15 protein-coding genes, 1 tRNA gene and 3 pseudogenes are annotated in these 18477 nt (G+C 68.5%); 4 read left to right on the forward strand and 15 right to left on the reverse strand.

Annotated elements, in window-relative coordinates:
- Window positions 1-446 precede the first annotated feature (446 nt).
- From QE410_RS07820 to glsA, 4 genes are all read right to left on the reverse strand, one after another.
- Window positions 447-1703 (reverse strand): exodeoxyribonuclease VII large subunit, encoded by a 1257-nt coding sequence (locus QE410_RS07820; RefSeq protein WP_307330165.1) that lies wholly within the window; start codon window positions 1701-1703, stop codon window positions 447-449.
- Window positions 1704-1967: 264 nt separating this feature from the next.
- The gene (locus tag QE410_RS07825) at window positions 1968-2273 is read right to left on the reverse strand and encodes a helix-turn-helix domain-containing protein (protein WP_307330168.1); all 306 of its coding nucleotides are present in this window, start codon (window positions 2271-2273) and stop codon (window positions 1968-1970) included.
- A gap of 5 nt (window positions 2274-2278) precedes the next feature.
- Complete coding sequence (locus QE410_RS07830) at window positions 2279-2653, reverse strand: type II toxin-antitoxin system RelE/ParE family toxin (RefSeq protein ID WP_307330171.1); 375 nt, start codon at window positions 2651-2653, stop codon at window positions 2279-2281.
- Window positions 2654-2860: 207 nt separating this feature from the next.
- Window positions 2861-3805: a glutaminase A gene (gene glsA / locus QE410_RS07835; protein WP_307330173.1), complete on the reverse strand. Its 945-nt coding sequence runs from the start codon at window positions 3803-3805 to the stop codon at window positions 2861-2863.
- 190 nt (window positions 3806-3995) lie between these two features.
- On the opposite strand from glsA, the gene QE410_RS07840 reads away from it, so the two are divergent.
- Window positions 3996-5648, forward strand: a complete 1653-nt coding sequence (locus tag QE410_RS07840; RefSeq protein WP_307330176.1) for a protein kinase — start codon at window positions 3996-3998, stop codon at window positions 5646-5648.
- A 58-nt stretch (window positions 5649-5706) separates the two neighbouring features.
- Window positions 5707-5862 carry a hypothetical protein gene (locus QE410_RS07845; RefSeq protein ID WP_307330178.1) on the forward strand — a complete coding sequence of 52 codons (156 nt, stop codon included), beginning with the start codon at window positions 5707-5709 and terminating at the stop codon, window positions 5860-5862.
- Window positions 5863-6037: 175 nt separating this feature from the next.
- Here the strand turns inward: QE410_RS07845 and QE410_RS07850 are convergent.
- The 7 genes and pseudogenes from QE410_RS07850 to QE410_RS07880 all read right to left on the reverse strand — a co-directional run.
- A tRNA-Asn gene (locus tag QE410_RS07850) sits at window positions 6038-6113 on the reverse strand.
- A 62-nt stretch (window positions 6114-6175) separates the two neighbouring features.
- The gene (locus tag QE410_RS07855) at window positions 6176-6949 is read right to left on the reverse strand and encodes an ATP-binding cassette domain-containing protein (protein WP_307330181.1); all 774 of its coding nucleotides are present in this window, start codon (window positions 6947-6949) and stop codon (window positions 6176-6178) included.
- Window positions 6950-7260: 311 nt separating this feature from the next.
- Window positions 7261-9102, reverse strand: a pseudogene (gene dnaG / locus QE410_RS07860) (DNA primase).
- On the reverse strand, window positions 9102-10424 hold the full coding sequence (locus tag QE410_RS07865; protein ID WP_373426463.1) for a deoxyguanosinetriphosphate triphosphohydrolase: 1323 nt from the start codon (window positions 10422-10424) through the stop codon (window positions 9102-9104). The pseudogene dnaG and the gene QE410_RS07865 overlap by 1 nt, the downstream one beginning before the upstream one ends.
- Window position 10425: 1 nt before the next feature.
- Window positions 10426-11592, reverse strand: a complete 1167-nt coding sequence (gene dusB / locus QE410_RS07870; RefSeq protein WP_307330186.1) for a tRNA dihydrouridine synthase DusB — start codon at window positions 11590-11592, stop codon at window positions 10426-10428.
- A 67-nt stretch (window positions 11593-11659) separates the two neighbouring features.
- The gene (locus tag QE410_RS07875) at window positions 11660-12490 is read right to left on the reverse strand and encodes a transposase (protein WP_373459328.1); all 831 of its coding nucleotides are present in this window, start codon (window positions 12488-12490) and stop codon (window positions 11660-11662) included.
- A 378-nt stretch (window positions 12491-12868) separates the two neighbouring features.
- Window positions 12869-13030, reverse strand: a pseudogene (locus QE410_RS07880) (helix-turn-helix domain-containing protein); the annotation flags it as partial.
- A 537-nt stretch (window positions 13031-13567) separates the two neighbouring features.
- Here QE410_RS07880 and QE410_RS07885 point away from each other — a divergent pair.
- Entirely contained in the window at window positions 13568-14611 is a 1044-nt protein-coding gene (locus tag QE410_RS07885) for a hypothetical protein (protein WP_307330188.1), read from the forward strand.
- Between the two features lie 139 nt (window positions 14612-14750).
- Here QE410_RS07885 and QE410_RS07890 read toward each other — a convergent pair whose 3' ends face one another.
- From QE410_RS07890 to recO, 4 genes and pseudogenes are all read right to left on the reverse strand, one after another.
- On the reverse strand, window positions 14751-15065 hold the full coding sequence (locus tag QE410_RS07890) for a hypothetical protein (RefSeq protein ID WP_307330192.1): 315 nt from the start codon (window positions 15063-15065) through the stop codon (window positions 14751-14753).
- 293 nt (window positions 15066-15358) lie between these two features.
- The gene (locus tag QE410_RS07895; RefSeq protein WP_307330195.1) at window positions 15359-16042 is read right to left on the reverse strand and encodes a DsbA family protein; all 684 of its coding nucleotides are present in this window, start codon (window positions 16040-16042) and stop codon (window positions 15359-15361) included.
- 80 nt (window positions 16043-16122) lie between these two features.
- Window positions 16123-16927, reverse strand: a pseudogene (locus QE410_RS07900) (isoprenyl transferase).
- Window positions 16924-17652, reverse strand: coding sequence for a DNA repair protein RecO (gene recO / locus QE410_RS07905; protein ID WP_307330198.1), 729 nt, complete (start codon window positions 17650-17652; stop codon window positions 16924-16926). Before recO ends, QE410_RS07900 begins: the two are co-directional and overlap by 4 nt.
- An 82-nt stretch (window positions 17653-17734) precedes the next feature.
- Here recO and QE410_RS07910 point away from each other — a divergent pair, with 82 nt between their 5' ends.
- Window positions 17735-18430, forward strand: coding sequence for a trimeric intracellular cation channel family protein (locus QE410_RS07910; RefSeq protein ID WP_307330200.1), 696 nt, complete (start codon window positions 17735-17737; stop codon window positions 18428-18430).
- The last annotated feature ends 47 nt before the right edge of the window (window positions 18431-18477 follow it).

Below are 18477 nucleotides of genomic sequence, written 5' to 3' on the forward strand. Positions count from 1 at the left end.
AGCTGGTGGTCTCAGATCAGAACAGGCACCGGCGCGAGGGTGGTCGCTATCTTGTTCGCCTCACCATGACCAGTCCTTCCACCGACCTTCCAATTGAGGCGATCTCGCCGATCGCACCACCCCGAAGTCTGCGCTCCTCGGGGACGCCGCACCGGAGGATGACCGCTCTATCGGGCCGCACCCCGGCGAAGTGATCGGCTGGGCGGTCGCGCTCAGCGTCGCAGCTGAGCGGATGCGCCGGCGCACCATCTCAGGGGCATGCCCGGCCGGTATCGGCGGCCGGCGAGCGTTGCCGGAGAAGGGGAGACGCCGGTGATGCATACGGTCTCCGGCGGCAGCTGCGAGTGCACCTCGAGACCTCACCACGGGCCTGGTTCAACCAGGATGCGCCGCTGGATAGAAGCATGATCAAGGACGCTCCCTCGCCGCGGGCTGATTCCTATCGACTACGGGTGCTTTTCATCCGACAACGGATGCAGGAGGCGACGGCACTCCCGCGGGGTACGACTGCGCAAGGCCGCACCGATCCATTCGTCGCCGCCGAGAGGGGTGTACTTGCCCACCTTGAGCGGCTTGTCTGCGCGTCGTCGACCCGCCCAGAGGTAGAGACCCAGCACGATGCCTGCGGCTGCGGTGGTAGCCCCGACCGTTTGTTCTCTCCCTGCGACGAGAAGCACCACCGCGAGAGTGAGCGCCCAGGTAGCCGTGGCCAAGACAGCTGCCCTTCGGCGGACGCGGCCTCGAGCCGATACCAATACCTGGGCGGTGGTCGTGTGCCACAGGTCCTTGTAGAGTCGGGCCTCCTGCCGCGCGTTCTCCAGATCCGTGCGATGTGTTCGTTCTTGGGACGCCTCTCTCTCCTGTCTCTCTCGCGCCTTACGCTTTCGGATGGCTTCGTCGGCGCGCGCACGGGCCTTCAGCCGAAGGTGCAGAATGCTTTTCGCGGCGTGTGTCGGCGTGTGCCATGCGTAAGTAGCCACCTGCCCTGCAAGGAAGTCGTCATCGTGGGTGTGCCCGACAGCAAGGCCCACCGGGACCGGTCGTGCTGCGATGGCCCGCACAACCTGTTCGTCGTCGAAAGCCCGAAGAGCAAACCGATCCCCACCACCACGAAGGATGATGATCGCATCGGCTCCGTCGTGCTCCTTGAGCTGTGTGACGATGGAGGCCGGCGCGTCTGGGCCCTCCGTCACGATGTGGCGGTAGGAGAAGCTGACGCCCGCGTTGTCGAGACGTGCAACGGAAGTTTTGAAGTCTTTCAGGCCGGCACTGCCGACGGGCGCCAGGACCAGAATCCGACGAGCGTCCTGGAACGCCTCGAGGCCCCGCTGACTTTTCGAGGACAGCACCCCCTCCTCCTCGAGCTTTCGCCGAACTTCGCGACGCTTGGTATGAAGAGGACCGAGCCGTCCGGCCTCGATGCGAATGGAGCTCGCAGCGAAAGCGACGGTCATGAGCTCCCCGCGAAGGGTTGGTATGCCCTCGAAACGACATACCGCTCCGGGAGCGAGTGCGGTCGGCGCGGAACCAAACAGGCGCACAGTGAGAACAGTCATCTGACGCTCGGCGTTCTGAGCGGCGACGCGAATGAGGGCGAGGCGATCCCGCCGATCGACGCTGATCACTTCGGCCTCGTCGAGGCTCAACTTCTGCGCGGGAGTCAGCAGACGCTCCAACTGCTGACGAAGCTCCGAAAGGTCCATCCGCCGATGGTGACACGAAGCATCGACACTACTGTGACGAGGCTCGTGCCGGGATCGAATGGACAGGCTCAACCGGAGGTCGTGCTGCGGCGCGTTCGCTCAGAACCACGACGCTTCGTCGTCGTGGGAGCTTCGCAGCGCCGCTGTCGGCGACGGTCACGCCGATCGCGATAATTCACCCCGCGGACGAGGTCGGACGGCTCGCCTACTCGGCTCGACAGGTCCACATGAACGATGGCCTGCGTCTCCAAGGCCTCTGCGTGATCAGGCGACCTGCAGCCGGCTATCTCCGGCGACGTACTCGATGACGAGGTCTCCCCCGACGGCCTCGACGTACTTGCGGACCGTGCTGATCCGTGCGCTGTCGAGATCGCCGTTCTCGATCTTCGAAACTTGACGCTGACCGACGCCGATCCGCTGGGCGAGCTGCTGCTGAGTGAGTCCGAGCTGCTCGCGGAGTTCGCGCAGCCGGTACGCCCGTACCTCTCCCCGCATCCGCTCTTTGTGTGCGTCAACGCGCGCGCGGTTCGCAGGACGCTTCTCGAGCAGCTGCTGCGGGGTAAGAGCCATCGCGATCACTTCCCTTTCGTCTTGTCGTTCTTCGTCGTCTTCACTCGAGCCAAATGCTCTGCGAACCGGGCGTCCGCGATCGGGATGTTCTCCCGGTACCACTTCTTCCAGTTGCCGGACTTGTCGCCCGCGACCAGCATGATCGCTTGGCGCTTCGGGTCGAAGGCGAAGAGCACCCGCAGCTCTGACGCGCCGGAGGAACCGGGACGAAGCTCTTTCATGTTCTTGTATTTAGACGCCTTCACCGTGTCCACGATGGGGCGTCCCAGCTGTGGACCGTGCTCTTGGAGGAGCTCGATGGCGGCGATGACCTGGTCGTACGTGTCATCGTCCAGTCCCAACAGCCACCCCTCGATCGGCTCGAGGTCGACGGTCCACACATTCAGAAGTGTAGACCTCTTATGGTCTGAAAGGAGGCGTGAACTGCGCAGCCTGTTCCGGCGAGCATGCCCCTCGACGGGTCAAGAGCGCCACGATCCTTGCAAGTCAGTGCAGCTGGCACGAGTAGGGCCTGTGTTCTGGGGTGTTCCACAATCCGAGCCCTCTGCGCCCCCGCAGACGTCCACCACTCCATCGCTCGCTACTCGTCAGCGCGCGGCGAAGCTGTGCAGATGCAGGTCGTCGCTGAGCGCTTCGCTCGCGAGCCGGCCGCGGACGCTGGTGCCCTGGACGTCGAGGGGCGGGCTCACCACCGCCGCGCCGAGGCGTCCGGGAGCGGCGAGCACGATGGCGCCCGACACGCTCGATTTCGCCGGGATGCCGACCGCGCGCATCCACCGCCCCGACCCGTCGTAGACGCCGCAGGTCGCCATGACCGACACGACATCGCGGGCCACGCGCTCGGGCACCACACGTCGACCCGTGCGCGGGTTCACCCCGCCGCACGCGAGGGTCGCGCCCATGACGGCGAGGGTCTCGGCATCCACCAGGGTCGCGCAGGCGCGCGCATAGACGGCCACGGCGTCGTCGGCGCCGACCCGCATCGTCCCTTCGGCGCGCATGAGGTGCGCGAGGGCGTGATTGCGGTCGCCGAGCAGGTGCTCGTTGTGCGCGACGTCTTCGTCGACGGCGAGGTCGCGTCCGGCGAAGGCGGCGAGCCCCTCGGCGATGCGCGCGTCGCGCTCGGCCGCGTCGGATCCGCGGACGAGGGATGCCGTGAGCAGGGCGCCCGCGTTGACCATCGGGTTGGGCGGACGCCCGGTGTCGCTCTCGAGCTTGATGGCGTTGAAGGCCTCCCCCGTCGGTTCGATCCCGACCCGGTCGAGGGCGGCGCCGTCGGTGTCGAGCAGCGCGAGGGCGAAGAGGAACGGTTTGACGGCGGACTGCACGCTGAAGGCGACGTCGGCGTCGACGCTGGTGCGGGTGGTGCCGTCGGGCAGCACGAGGGCGATCGCGCACAAGGCAGGGTCGGCGGTGGCGAGCTGGGGGATGCTGTCATCGACCTCGCCTTCGCTTCCGCCGTCGTCTTCGCCGTGGTCGAGGAGGCGCGAGCGCAGCGCGTCGAGGTCGTAACGATGGGGATCGGGGGTCACTCCCCCACCTTCGTCCACCGACGCTGCCGCGCCGACCGGGTTGCACGGGTCGACGTCGTGCGGCAGAACCCCGCATTATGCGCGCCGCGTCTCAGCGCCGCCAGCCCCCGTGGCATCCCTTCGCCCGCGCAATAGTGTGCGTGCAGACGGCGATCCCGCGCCGTCGTCTCGCAGCATCGCGAAGGATCCGATGAGTCACGCTCCCGACCTCTCGCTGGCGCACACGGGCGACATCCTCGGTGGGCGCTACATTTTGCGCGAGCGCCTTGGTGCCGGCGGAATGGGGCGCGTCTTCCGTGCCCGCGACGAAGTGCTGGCGCGAGATGTCGCGATCAAGATCTTCCACGCTGACGGCGCCGGCGGACCCGAGCCGTTGCGGCGCATGTCGGAGGCGCGCGCACTGGCGGCCCTCGACCACCCCTCGCTGGTCACCCTCTTCGACGCGCGGCTGGTGGGCGAGGACCACGTCTACCTCGTGATGGAGCTGATCACCGGTCCGTCGCTGCAGCGTCGGATCGAGCAGGAGGCCGTTCCGTCGCGGGAGCTGGCCGGCATCCTGGGCGATCTCGCCGGGGCGCTCGCGGTCGTGCACGGCGCGGGGATCGTGCACCGTGACGTCAAACCCTCCAACGTGCTGCTGCGTCCGCTCCACGGGGCGCCTCGAGAGGCCGAGGCCGTGCTCGCCGACTTCGGTGTCGCCCACCTCATCGACGCCACGCGGCTGACCACCCCCGGCACCGTCATCGGCACCGCCGCGTACCTCGCGCCCGAGCAGGTGCGGGGCGAGGCGCCGCAGGCGGCGTCCGACATCTACGCTCTCGGGCTGCTGGCCATCGAGGCGCTGACGCGTCTGCACCCGTTCGGCGGCGGATCGCTGCAGGAGACCCTGCTCGCACGCCTGGCCCGTCAGCCCGACGTTCCGGGGTCGCTGAGCCCACGGTGGCGATCCCTGCTGACCGCCATGACAGCCACGGATGCCGCGGCGCGACCGTCGGCGGCGGAGGTCGCGCGGCGCGCGGAGGCGCTCGCGGAAGAGGAACCGGCGCTCGTTCCGGATGCCACGCAGTATCTCGCGGGGTGGATGATGCCGACCGCACCGATTCCCGCGTCCACGGTGGCCGCCGGGGCCCTGGACGCGGGCGCGTCGACGGCGGCCACCGGGCCCATGCCCCCGGGCGGGTCGACGGCCGCCGCCGAGGCCCTTGTCACGCGGGCGTCGGAAGAGAGCGCGTCCGGGCAGATCGCTCTTGCGCCCGGCGATCGGACTGCGGCGCATACTGCGGCGTCGCGTCGCGCGTCCGCCCGCCGTCCGCGTCGCCGCGGTTGGACATGGGTGGCCGCGAGCGCCGGTGCGGCGCTCATCGTCGGCGGACACCTCGCGGCCTTCTCGCTCGGGGCGGCGCATGACGTGACGACGGATCGCGCCCGCGCCTCAACCCCTGCTCCGGCGCGCAGCGATTCGCCGCCGGTGGCCGACGACACCCCCGTCGCCACGCCCGCCCCTGTCGCGACGTCGGCACCCGTCTCGACGTCGGCACCCGTCGCATCGCCGTCGCCCGTGGTCGAGACCGACGCCACGGTACAGCCGAGCCCCGATGCGTCGACGCCGGCGCAATCAGCGCAGCCCGCGCCCGTCGTGGTCGAGCCGGTCGTCTCCCGGGCGACCGGTCCGAGCGGTGGCGGCGAGACGACCGGCGCCGCCGCGAACCCGGCGCCGCCCGTCCCCTCCGCGGAAGCGACCCGCTCTCCCGGCCGGGGAGCGCCGGAGGGCACAGGACGGCCCGACTCCCCCGGGAGGTCGGAGGACGCCGGCCCTGGCCGCGGCGTCGGCCCTTCGGGGTAGAACTGACCGCTGTCAACGGTGATGACCGACGCGGCGGCGCCGTGGTGACATCCCGAGTATGAGCGATCCTGACCGTCTCCCCGTGCCCGACCCCGCCGCCCAGAAGACCGACCGCGACGACACCTCGATCGTGCCCGATATGGAGGCCGATCCCGTCGAGCGCGAGCGACAGCGAACCGAACAGGGCGACGCGGGCGACGACGTTCCTGCCTGAATCCGTCGGCGGTTCTCGGGGCGACGGGAGCGCAAGCCCTGTCTCCGCGGTCGTCGGCGCGCAGCGGGTGAGAAGCCTGGTGGCACGTCCGCCACGGTCCGATGAAGTGCTCCCCGTCGCGATCGGTCGACCCGGGAACGACGAAGGCCCGCCTCTGACGAGACGGGCCTTTCGCTGGCTCCCCGGCTTGGACTCGAACCAAGAACCTATCGGTTAACAGCCGATTGCTCTGCCAATTGAGCTACCGAGGATCATACCCGCCTTGCGGTGGGCAACCCCACGATACTAACAGCACGCGGGGCCGGCGAGAAAATCAGGGGGCCGAAAGACGACGCTCGGGCGTGCCGTCGGGCGTCCACTGCAGGGCTTCGCCTCCATGGCCGAGACCCACCGCGTGACCCGCGTGCAGCACGAGCACATCGGCATCCAGCTCCCGGGGTGCTTCGGCGTCGTTCGTGACGATCAACGACGCCATCCCCCGCTCGTCGCGTCGGCGGGTGATCGCCGAGCGCGCCGCGGCCCGCACCTCGAGATCGAGGTTGGCGTAGAGGTCGTCGGCGACGAGCAGGCGGGGCTCGAGCACGAGAGCGCGGGCCAGGGCGACGCGCTGTCGCATCCCCGCGCTCAGTTCGTACGGGTACTTCGGCGCGGTGCCGAGCGGCAGCTCCATCTCGTCGAGGAGCGTGGCGACCCGCACCGCGAGCGCACGCGTGTTGACGCGACGGTCGCGGCTGGTGATCGGCTCCGAGATGACGTCGTGCACGGTCAGCCGCGACGGGAGCGCCGCGCCCGCGCCCTGCGGTAGGTAACCCGTGTGGAACACCCACTCGCGACGCGCGCGCCCGGGGTGGCGCGCGGAGATGCCGTGCACCCGCGCGTCTCCTCCGACCACGCCGAGGCCATCGTCGGGGTCGCCCGACAGAAGCGATACGAGCGATGTCTTGCCGGAACCCGTCGCTCCCCGCACCACGAGCGTCCGCCCCGGCAAGAGGGTGAAGGTGATGCCGTCGATGACCCGCACGCCGTTGCGAGCCAGGGAGAGGTCGTCGGCGCGGAGGACGACGTCGGTGTCGAGAGTCCGGGGCATTCCTTCATCCTCGCCCACCCGGAGAACGGATGCCAGCGGCGCGCCCGAGCAGGCCGGTTCGGTACGGTCGCGCACGCGTGGGCACGCAGCGCGTGTCGCCGCCGAAATTCCGGTCACCGTCGAGGTGGCCTGCCTCGCCGGCGTCGCATGCGCCGGCCCGCCGCAGAGGTCTCACGCGGGGGCCACGCAGCGCGTGTCGCCGCCGAAATTCCGGTCGCCGTCGAGGTCGCCTGCCGCGCACGCGGCGACCCGCCGCAAGGGGCCTCACGCGGCGACCCATCTGTGCGTGAGCCCCGGCACCCGCGTCGACGCTACGACGCGATCAACCTCTGCCGGTCGGCATCCAATTCCCGCAGGCGCAGGCGCAGCCGACGCCCCTCTTCGGAGTCGGCGGGCACGCGCTGGATCCCCCGCAGCAGTTCGTCTTTCTCGCGCTGCAGCTCGCGCACGAGCAGGCCGCGGGCGAGGTCGTTCGCCGACGCGACCGCTCCCCCTCTTCGGTGCGGGCGGGGAACTCCGCCGTGAGCAGTTCGGCCGCGAGCGACCGGAACGGCTCCCGCACCGCCTCGACAGCAGCCACCGCCCAGCCGGGCTGCGACAGATCGGTGGATGCCAGGGAGCTGCGGACGGCTTCGAGGGCGGGGTGGCCGAAAGGTAGCTGAAGCGCGCGCAGGAACACGTCGGGGTCGATCCGATGCCCGTACTGCAGGAATGCCATCATGGCGCCGCGCTCGAGGGCGACGTCGCGGGTGTTGGGAAGGGAGGCCATCGTGACCGAGACAGCAATAGGGACGGGCTCGGCGACGCGGGCGTTCTCGCGCTGCTCAGCGCGGTCGGCTCCGCGCGCGGCGCGCTCCACCGCGGCCTGCACCTCGGGCATGTCGAGGCCCAAACGGCGGGCGAGCACGCGCACGTATCCGGGGCGAAGAGAGGGATCGCGGATATCGGCGACGATGGGTGCCGCCGCGCGCAACGCGCCCGCGCGGCCCTCCACACTGCCCAGATCGAAGTCTTTCAGTCGCTGGTCGATGACGAACTCGAACATGGGGTTCTTGTTCTCCATCAACGCACGCACCGCCCCGTCGCCGCGCTGCAGCCGCAGGTCGCAAGGATCGAGTCCCTCGGGGGCGACGGCGACATAGGTCTGGGCGGCGAAGCGCTTCTCGTCGGCGAAGGCGCGCAGCGCCGCCTTCTGCCCCGCGGCATCCGGGTCGAAGGTGAAGACGACCTCGCCCGAAGAGCTGTCATCGCCCATCACGCGACGCAGCACGGTGATGTGGTCGCTGCCGAACGCCGTACCGCACGAGGCGATCGCGGTGGTGACACCGGCGAGGTGACAGGCCATCACGTCGGTGTACCCCTCGACCACGACCACCCGGTGCGAGCGCGAGATGTCGCGCTTGGCCAGGTCGAGGCCGTAGAGCACCTGCGCCTTCTTGTAGATCGGCGTCTCGGGCGTGTTGAGGTACTTCGGGCCCTGATCGTCGTCGAACGAGCTTGCGCGCGCCGAATCCGATGACCTGACCGGTCACGTCGCGGATCGGCCACACCAGTCGCCCGCGGAAGCGGTCATAGACGCCGCGCTGGCCCTGCGACACCAGCCCCGCCTGCACGAGCTCGTCGCGGCTGAACTTCTGCGTCGACAGGTGGTCGAGCAGGTTTGACCACCCCTTCGGGGCATAGCCCACGCCGAAGTGCGCCGCCGCCCCGGCGTCGAAACCGCGCTCGCCGAGGAACCGGCGTCCGGTCTCGGCCTCGGGGCTCATCAGCTGCGCGCGGAAGTACTCCGCCGCCGCCGCGTTCGCGGCGTACAACCGCGAACGGCCGGTCGTCTCGGGGGCCGCTCCCCCGTCTTCGTAGTGCAAGGTGTAGCCGACGCGCGCAGCCATGCGTTCGACCGCCTCGGTGAACGACACGTGGTCCATCGCGCGCAGGAACGAGTAGACGTCGCCCGACTCGCCGCAGCCGAAGCAGTGGTAGTACCCGACCTGGGGGCGCACGTTGAAGCTCGGCGAGCGTTCGTCGTGGAAGGGGCAGAGTCCCTTCATCGAGCCGACGCCGGCGGGCTTCAAGGCGACGCGTTCCCCGATGACGTCGGCGATGTTGACCCGCGCCTTCACCTCATCGACGTCGGCTTGGCGGATGCGGGCCATCAGGCATCCGCTCCCCGGGCGGCGCGGGCGCCGGGCGCCCAGACGCCGAGCTCGGCGGCATCCACTTCTCCGACGAGTCGGCCGTGCCACGCGATGGCGAGCTGGTCGGTGAGGCTCGCGACCTGGTCGACGACCACGCGGCGCCGCGCGGTGTCGTCGGTGGCCGCGGCGAAGTCGGGGGCGTGCAGGGCGTCGAGCGCGCCGGGGTTCTCCCACAGGGCGGATGCCAGGCGCTTGAGCACATTGCGTTGCTCGCGGTACAGCACCTTGCGGCCGTCGATCGAGACCACGGTGGCACCGATGATGCCCTTGAGCACCGCCATCTCGACCTCGACGTCGGCGGGCACGACGACGTGCGCCCGGTAGCGCGTGAGCTGATCGGTCGGGTACGCCTCGCGGGTGGCCGAGGTCGCGGCGCGCGCGAAGCGGCCGATGAGGTCGGACGTGAGGTTCTTCAGACGCGCGAGGGCGGGACGCGTGCCATCGAACGAGGGGATCCACTCCGGCATCGCCATCAGGCGCTCGAGGCCGGCGTCGAGGTCGTCGCGCACGAAGTCATAACCCACCCAGCGCTGGATCGCGTCGAGCAGACCCTCGCGGCCGACCCGGGATGCCAGGCGCGCGGGGTCGACGTACCGGTTGACGACCGCGTCTTCGAAGTCGTGCACCGAGTAGGCGATGTCGTCGGAGAGGTCCATGACCTCGGCTTCGATGCAGCGCCGGCGGGCGGGGGCCTCCCCGCGCATCCAGTGGAACACCGGCTCGTCGTCGGGGTACACGCCGAACTTCAGGCGCCCGCCCGGGTCGGGGACCGGCTCATCGGCGGTCCACGGGTACTTGCACGTGGCGTCGAGGCTCGAGCGCGTCAGGTTGAGCCCGAACGGCTCGCCCTCGGCTCCGAACACCTTCGGCTCGAGGCGAGTCAGGATGCGCAGCGTCTGCGCGTTGCCCTCGAAGCCGCCGATGCCCTCGGCCCACTCGTTCAGCGCCCGCTCGCCGTTGTGGCCGAACGGGGGGTGGCCCAGGTCGTGGCTGAGGCACGCCGTGTCGACGACGTCGGGTGACAGCTGAAGTGCGGTCGCCAGCTCGCGCCCCACCTGCGCGACCTCGAGCGAGTGCGTGAGGCGGTTGCGGGCGAAGTCGGCGGGGCTCGCCGGGCTCAGCACCTGGGTCTTGGCGGCGAGACGGCGAAGGGCCGCCGAGTGCAGCACGCGCGCGCGGTCGCGGGCGAAATCGTCGCGCTGCGAGCGATGCTTCTCGACGTGGAACCGCGCGGCATCCGCGTCGTCGTAACCGAGGGGGCGGGCGGCGGTCACCGCCACCTCACCCGCCACTGTGGTGCAGTTCTGCTGCGGCGAGCTCGCGGCCGGCCTCGTCGCCGATCTCGTGCGAGTCGAGCCAGCGGTCGGGAAGCGCCGGACGCTTCGGGGTGCCCGCGCGACCGCGCTGGCCTTCGGCCGCGGCCCCGGGGTAGGGCGCGTCGAGCTCCATCGTGGCGAGCAGCTCGTCGATCTCGTCGAGTGTCGAGGCCGTCGCCAGCGCTGCGCGCAGTTCGCCCCCGACCGGATACCCCTTGAAGTACCAGGCGACGTGCTTGCGGATGTCTCGGCATCCTCGCCCCTCGTCGTCGAAGAACTCCACCAGCAGCTCGGCGTGCCGGCGGAACGCGCGCGCAACGAAGCCGAGGGTCGCGTCGACGGGTTCGCCGTGCGCGGCACCGGGGCCGCCCAGGGCACGCGCCAGGTCGCCGAAGAGCCAGGGGCGCCCGAGGCAGCCGCGACCGACGACCACGCCGTCGCAGCTGGTCTCGTCCATCATGCGCACGGCGTCGTCGGCCGACCAGATGTCGCCGTTGCCGAGCACGGGCACGCTCGTGACCGTCTCTTTCAGCTTCGCGATCGCCGACCAGTCGGCGTGGCCCGAGTAGAACTCGCTGGCGGTGCGGGCGTGCAGGGCGATGGATGCCACCCCCGCCCCCTCGGCGATACGGCCGGCCTCGAGGTAGGTGAGGTGATCGGCGTCGATGCCCTTGCGCATCTTGATGGTCAGCGGCTTGTCGCCCGCGGCGCGTACCGCTCGCTCGACGATCTCGCGAAACAGCGTCGTCTTCCAGGGAAGGGCGGCGCCGCCGCCACGGCGGGTGACCTTGGGGACCGGACAGCCGAAGTTGAGGTCGATGTGGTCGGCGTGGTCTTCGTCGACGATCATCGTCACCGCCGCCTCGACGGTGGCCGGATCGACGCCGTAGAGCTGGATCGAGCGCGGTGTCTCCGACTCGTGGTGACGGATGAGTCGCATCGTGGTGTCGTTGCGTTCGACGAGCGCGCGCGTCGTGATCATCTCGCTGACGTAGAGACCGGCACCGTACTCGCGGCACAGCCGGCGGAACGCGGTGTTCGTGATGCCGGCCATGGGCGCGAGCACGACCGGAGCGTCGAGCTCGATGTTGCCGATGCGGAGCGTCCGCGCCGGAGCCAATGCCGTGGTCATCGTTCCATTCTCCCAGACGGTAACCGACGGCGGACCTCATCCACAGGTGGTTCGCTCAGACTTTACTTCACCCACGAACGGCGAAACCGGTGTTGCGCGAAGGTGAATCGTCCCCGGTTCTCTGCCGTTCCTCTGCGGGTGTCAGCGCCGGGTGGGCTCGTGTTTTGGAGTCAGCGTGGTTCGCGGTCTCGAATTCCTCGGGTGGGACGTCGCCGAGGGTGCGGTGTAGGCGCTGGTTGTACCAGTCGACCCGGGCGAGCGTGACCCACTCAACATCGGCGAGCTGACGGAGCGGGCCGTCGAGAAATGGGGAGTCGTCGCGGATCGCTTCGTGTGAGAACAGCCCGATGGTAGGGTCCGCGAGAGCATTGTCGTAGGCGTCGCCGGCGGATCCGATGGACGCGGCGATGCCTTCCAACGCGGGCGTCTCGGCGAAGCTGACCGAGGTGAACTGGCTGCCGGTGTCGCTGTGGTGTGCGAGTCCGTCGCCCGCGGGGCGGCTGGCCCGATCACGGCGCCAGAGCCCCATCCGCAGCGCCGTGGTGAGATCAGGAGCCCGCGCCGCATTCCGATCCGGGATCGTGGTGCGGACTCCCTGCCCGCGAACACGTCCGTTCAAGTCGAGGTGGCGCATCAGCCGGTCGACCTGCCGCGCGAAGACGTCGTGGCGTCGGCGACGGAGGAGCGCGACCATCTTCCGTCGCCCATACATCGCCTTCGCCGTCCCGAAGGTCGCCAGCAGCGCGTCGATGATGACCGCGTCCGCCAGGTCACGGTTGCTGGGGTGGGCTCGGGTCCGTGCCCGGCAGGTTTGCGCGGCGACCTGCACGCCCTGCTCGTGCAGAACCTGGCAGATCGACTCGACCGCGCGACCTCTGGCTCGTTGTTCGTCGATCAACGCGACGATCAGCGGCGTCGGGGGTCGAGTTTCCCGGCGTAGGATCCGCCGCATCCCTCAAGATCGCGTTGGCCCCACGCAGCTCCCGGCGCAACGCTCGAACTTCCTGGTTCTCCATGGAGGTCACCCGCCCCGGCCGGGCACCCTCGTCGACCTGCGCCTGACGCACCCACCGGCGCAACGACTCAGCCCCAACCCGAGGCGCTTGGAGATCGTCTCGCACGCAGCCGTGATGTTTGGGTACTCATCGAGGTGATCCGACACGAGCCGAATCGCTCGCTGCTGCTGCTGCTCCTCCTCGGGAATCCTCTTCGGCATTATCAACATCTTCCTTCCAGGCCCGAAAGGAAACGGCATCAAACCGGAGACGGTTCAGGTCATGGGTTGTCCCGATCGGTATCGGTCCGCCCACCGCTTGGCCGTCGCCGGCGCGCACTGAAAGCGCTCAACAGCCCTCCGCAGCGACCAGTCGTCCTCCATGATCAAGACAGCCAGACGACGACGCCCCTCGGGCGCCATGGGCGCGTCACCGTGAGGCACGAAGACCTCCGTGGAACGAGTGTGCGGCTGTTACCCACATCGTCCCGGAGGTCTTTGCCTTACCTCGGCTGTTCACAACGTGTCGGGGAAGCACACCCGGGTCTTGCGGAAGCTTCGGATGGCTGGCACTCTCTGGGTGACTGACCGCGCCGCTGCGATACAACAACGACGCTTCCAACCGGCGCTCTTCCATCGGGAATGGAGTTCCACTGTGTACAACATGCCTCAGAAGGCTCTTGCCGCCGGAATTGCAGCAGTGCTGGCGCTCGGCATCGGTGCGGTCGCCCCGGCTCAGGCGGATACTAGGAGCTACGGGGGCGCACAAGATTGGACCATCCCGACCGCTGCCTCTCCGGGCGTGACGGACCTACCGTTGGACGCCTTTCCGGAGGACGCCTTGAGTCCGGTCCCGCTGGCGGTTCACTCAGTATTGGCTGGTAACGCCTTCGGTGCAGTCGCTCCCGTGGTTCACGGCGTCGCCTGGGATCATGGTGCCGGTGTCGCTCGTGTGTATGCAGACAGGGATGTTTCGACAGCGTGGCCGCTGCTCTCCAACCTCACTCGTCGCTCTTCGCCGTGACTCCGACACTTTTCACGAACCGGGAGCTGAGTGATGCGACCTATTTGGTCATCGAGCGATGGCGCCTCATCGCCGGCGGCAATGATTCCTTCTCGGTCATCCCGGCCCTCGATGGCAGCTCTCTTCATCTCGAGATTGAGGATGGGCCACGAGAGTCTGACCTTCTCGATCGGGCTCCCGGGCTTTCCGAGGAGTCATTCGGTAACCTCGGTGTTCCTTACGAGGTCAGCAAGTCATCTGCCGAAGCGGCAACTCGCTATCAGACGCAACCGCCTTACGCGGCCGGTAGTTCGGCGCTGTACCGAGTCTCGAATGGGGAATGGCGCAGCTGCACTAACGGCTTCTATGTGATCGACACCGGAACTCGTGCCACGTACAACCTCACTGCTGATCATTGCTCTGATGCGATCGGACAGATGTGGTGGATCGCGAACAATGAGGCAGGAGTCACCCCGTCGCTCACTGCCGGTACGCGTCTTGGCCAATCTCTCGGCCAAGCGAATGGCGGCAACAATAATACGGATCATGAACTTCTCCGGGCCTTCAATTCTCAGGAGCCGTATGTGCTGACTGGCGGCCCGGACAACCCCGGGCCCAAATCGCCGATCCGGGGCTGGACGGCGCCTGTCGTTAATGATGTCGTCTGTTACTCAGGATCGCCGTCCGGTCTTCGTTGTGGAAACATTGTGGGAGGTACCGAGATAACCACTTGTTACAATGGCATCCCATATTGCTATTACGGTTTGACGCGCACGTACCAGCAGAATGGCCTACCGGCAGCAGGTCAGGGAGACAGTGGCGGCCCGGTCATTCAAGTGTTCGCGGGTTCTGGTGGCACGGCGCGGGTTTTCGCAACCGGTGTTGTGAGCGGCATCTATGACTACGCAGGCAAGCCTTGCGCGGGCAAACAGGGCCGGTCTTGCTCTGACCTCGTGTCGTACGCACCACTCAGTCGATTCTTCCCGAACAACCAGCAGTATGGTCTCGCGATTGTCCCTTAGCCGCCGTGGGGTTCCCGGTCGAGGAGGCGCAGCTGCTCTTGGAGCAGCGTTCCTCGCCCTACATCTCACGGGCTGTGCCGGCGTCGAGGCATGCCCACCAATCGGTTTGCTCGCGACGCTTGAGGTGCAGACAGATGCGTCAGCCCATTTGCTGTCCGCGTGCGCAGACGAGTGTCCCGGTGAGGTTTCCGCAAGTGTTCAGCGTGTAGATGACACGTCTTGGATCGTGTCGTTTGACCAGGCGCAGGAGACTGTTGAACTCGTCGTTACCGATGTAGTGGGTGGGGAAGAAGTCAGTGTGGTGGTCAGGCCCGACTGGGGCGGGACTCAAGCCGCAGGTTGCGGCAATCCGGTGCATGCTGAAGTAGATATCGGCGGTCGCGGAGTCATGTGACCAGCGCTTGATCCGATAGACGGAGCGGCAGAGACTGTTCAAGAAGGACAGCGTGAGCATCCGACGTGTCTTCGTCCTTCTCTTTCCGACGCTTCCACGGCGTTGCTGACGCCCGAATGATCGTACCCACTACGAGCAGGGGCACGCTGAGCCACGGAACACACAGAACAACGAGGCCGCCCGCCAAGAGCAACCCGAGACGGTCAGCGTGACAGACGCGAAACGGTGGGCGTAGTGTCTCAGCCACCGCCACAAGCCGACCAACGGGTCCGCGGGCGGGCTCTCGGGCAATCCGGGAAGCGTAGCGTCTGGCCGGGGTCGAACCGGAGGCGGACACCGCTGTGGAGGAAGAGTCAGGCGTCGGCAGTCGCGGATGCCTTGCGGCGCTCGCCCCACACCTGACGGGCGATCTGGCTGAACGCCTCGACCGGCTGCGCTCCACTCACCCCGTACTTGCCGTCGATCACGAAGAACGGCACGCCCGTGATCCCGAACTGCTGCGCCTGCTCTTGATCGGCACGGACCGCGGCACGGTAGCGCTGCGATGCGAGCGCCTCGCGGGCGGCATCCTGGTCGAGACCGACCTCGACCGCCAGGGCGACGAGGTCGTCGTCGCGACCCACGTGCTTGCCCTCGAGGAAGTACGCCGACATGAGCACCTCGGCCAGCTCCAGCTGCTTGCCGTTCTGCTTCGCGAAGTGCAGCAGCTCGTGCGCTTTGACGGTGTTGGTGTGCTGGAGGATGTCGAAGCGGTAGGCGAGACCGGCCTCGGCGGCGACGCCGGTCACGCGGTCGAGCATGTCGCGCGCCTGCTCGGGTGAGATGCCCTTGTGCTGCGAGAGGTAGTCGACCTCACCGCCGTGGAAGTCCTCGGGGGTGTCGGGCGAGAGCTCGAACGAGTGGTACTCGATCTCGACGACGGGAGCGTCGTCATCGGCGGCCGTGGCGGCCAGGCCGTTCTCGAGGTTGCGCTTGCCGATGTAGCACCAGGGGCAGGCGATGTCGCTCCACACGTCGATCTTGATGGCATCCGTCATATCGCGTGCAACCTTCCGGGTCGGGGATCTATTCCGTTCGCGGCATCCGTCCGTGCCGGCTCTGCTGGGTGCGAGAGCGGCTACGCCGTCGGCGCGTCCACGGCCCCGCCGAACCGCCGGTCGCGCGAGAGGTACAACCCGATGGCATCCCACAGGTGGGTTCGGCGGAAGTCGGGCCACAGCGTGTCGAGGAACACCATCTCGGCGTACGCCGACTCCCAGAGCAGGAAGTTCGAGGTGCGCTGCTCGCCGCTGGAGCGCACGAAGAGGTCGACGTCGGGCATGTCGGGCTGGTAGAGGTGCTTGCGGATCAGCTTCTCGGTCACGGCCGACGGCTTCAGCTTTCCCGCGGCGATGTCGTCGCCGATGCGGCGCATGGCATCCACGATCTCCACGCGCCCCGCCGTAATTGACGCACATCGTCAGGGTGAGGGTGGAGTTGCCCTCGGTGAGACGCTCGGCGTGCTGCAGTTCTTTGATGACCGAGCCCCACAGGCGCGGCTTACGGCCCGACCACCGGATGCGAACGTCCCACTCGTTCAATTGGTCGCGGCGGCGGTGCAGCACCTCGCGGTTGAAACCCATGAGAAAACGCACCTCATCGGGTGAGCGCGACCAGTTCTCGGTCGAGAAGGCGTACACCGACAGGTGCTTCACGCCCGCCTGGATCGCCCCGGCGACGACGTCGAGCAGAGCCGCCTCACCCGCGCGGTGCCCCTCGATGCGCGTGAGGCCCTGGCGGTTTGCCCAGCGGCCGTTGCCGTCCATCACGATCGCGACGTGCTCGGGCACCGACCCCTTCGGGTACGCCGGTGGGTACTCCCCCGTCCAGTCGAGGGGGCGGTAGGGCACGGCGTCGCGGTGCGTGAACGGCTTCGGTGTCATCGATGCGACTCCAGGTGCGTGAGGGAACGGATGCCGCGTTCCAGGTGGAACTGCGCGTAGGCGGCCACGAGGCCCGAGGCGGCCGCGACCGTGCGGCCGGGTGCGTCGTCGATGGTCTCCCACTCCCCCGCCATGAGGGCGCGGAGCATGTCGACCGTGTCACGGGCCACCCGCGGGGAGCCCGCCGGCGCGCAGGTCGAGCAGACCACACCGCCGAGCTGGGCGAGGAAGTACGGGTGATCGCCGACCGTGCCGCACCGCGCGCACTCGGTGAGCCCGGGCGCCCACCCCGAGAGGGCCATGGCGCGCAGCAGATACGAATCGAGCACGCTGCGCTCGGAATGATCGCCGCGCGCGAGCGAGCGCAGCCCGCCGACGAGCAGCAGATACTGCTGGGGCGTGGCCTCGGCCTCGTTCAGCCGGTCAGCGGTTTCGACCATGGCGCTGGCGGTGGTGTACCGGTCGTAGTTCACGACGATGTCGGCGCCGTACGACCCCAGCGACTCGGCCTGCTGAACGATGTCGAGGTTGCGTCCCTTGAACAGCTGCACGTCGGCGACCATGAACGGCTCCAGACGAGAGCCGAAACGCGACGAGGTGCGCCGCACGCCCTTCGCGACGGCGCGGATCTTGCCGTTGCGCCGGCTGAGGAGGGTGAGGATGCGGTCCGCCTCCCCGAGTTTGTGGGTACGCAGGACCACGACTTCGTCGCGGTAGGTGGGCACAGTCCATTATCGACCTCGCCCGCTGCGAGGGGCCTGCGCGGCGCACCGCCCGGCGCGCCTCGCGAACGGAACAATGGATGCCGTGGACACGCCGACCTTCGTCATCCCCCTGTGGGCGGATCTCACCGCCGTCGCCCTCGGCGGCGTGCAAGGGGCGCTGTTCGCCTCCGGCTTCCAGGGTCAGCGGCGCCTCGACCTGCTCGGGGTGGCGATCATCGGCATCCTGCTGGGAATGGGCGGTGGCCTCATCCGCGACCTGTTGTTGGGGCTGACCCCCGCGACGTTGCAGAGCAACTGGTACCTCGTCACCGCGACCCTGGCATCGCTCGTCGGTATGCTGCTGTCGGGCATCTTCCAGCGCCTCAACCGCGCGATCGTCATGCTCGATGCCCTCGTGATCGGCCTGTTCGGCGCGTTCGGCACGTCGAAGGCCCTCGCGCTCGGCATGCCGGCGGTGCCCGCGATCTTCGTCGGTGTGCTCGCGGCCGTCGGCGGCAGCGTGCTGCGCGACGTGCTGATGGGCCTTCCCGTCGCGATCATGCACGTCGGTTCGCTCTACGCGGTGGCGGCCGGCGGCGGATGCGCCGTGCTCGCCCTCACGGCGTCGTTCGGCGTGCCGCTTCCGATCGCGGCGGTGGTCGGACTGGCCGTGACCACCGTGGTGCGCGTGCTGGCGGTGCTGTTCGACCTGTCACTCCCCGAACAGCGCAAGCTCTACCGCCGCAAGGTCGCGGTCGAGACCACCGGCATCCCGATCATCCGCCCCGACGACGCGTGATCGCGCGAGGGGTCAGGAAGTGTCGCCTCCGCGGCGCCCCGGCGACA

It is taken from the genome of Microbacterium sp. SORGH_AS_1204 (genome assembly GCF_030818935.1).
Taxonomy (GTDB): Bacteria; Actinomycetota; Actinomycetes; order Actinomycetales; family Microbacteriaceae; genus Microbacterium.

Excerpts from the sequence above, each read along its gene's own strand:
- QE410_RS07820 (WP_307330165.1), bottom strand. The coding sequence starts at position 1,703 with ATGGACCTTTCGGAGCTTCGTCAGCAGTTGGAGCGTCTGCTGACTCCC.
- QE410_RS07825 (WP_307330168.1), bottom strand. The coding sequence starts at position 2,273 with ATGGCTCTTACCCCGCAGCAGCTGCTCGAGAAGCGTCCTGCGAACCGC.
- QE410_RS07840 (WP_307330176.1), top strand. The coding sequence starts at position 3,996 with ATGAGTCACGCTCCCGACCTCTCGCTGGCGCACACGGGCGACATCCTC.
- QE410_RS07845 (WP_307330178.1), top strand. The coding sequence starts at position 5,707 with ATGAGCGATCCTGACCGTCTCCCCGTGCCCGACCCCGCCGCCCAGAAG.
- QE410_RS07855 (WP_307330181.1), bottom strand. The coding sequence starts at position 6,949 with ATGCCCCGGACTCTCGACACCGACGTCGTCCTCCGCGCCGACGACCTC.
- dusB (WP_307330186.1), bottom strand. The coding sequence starts at position 11,592 with ATGACCACGGCATTGGCTCCGGCGCGGACGCTCCGCATCGGCAACATC.
- QE410_RS07890 (WP_307330192.1), bottom strand. The coding sequence starts at position 15,065 with ATGCTCACGCTGTCCTTCTTGAACAGTCTCTGCCGCTCCGTCTATCGG.
- QE410_RS07895 (WP_307330195.1), bottom strand. The coding sequence starts at position 16,042 with ATGACGGATGCCATCAAGATCGACGTGTGGAGCGACATCGCCTGCCCC.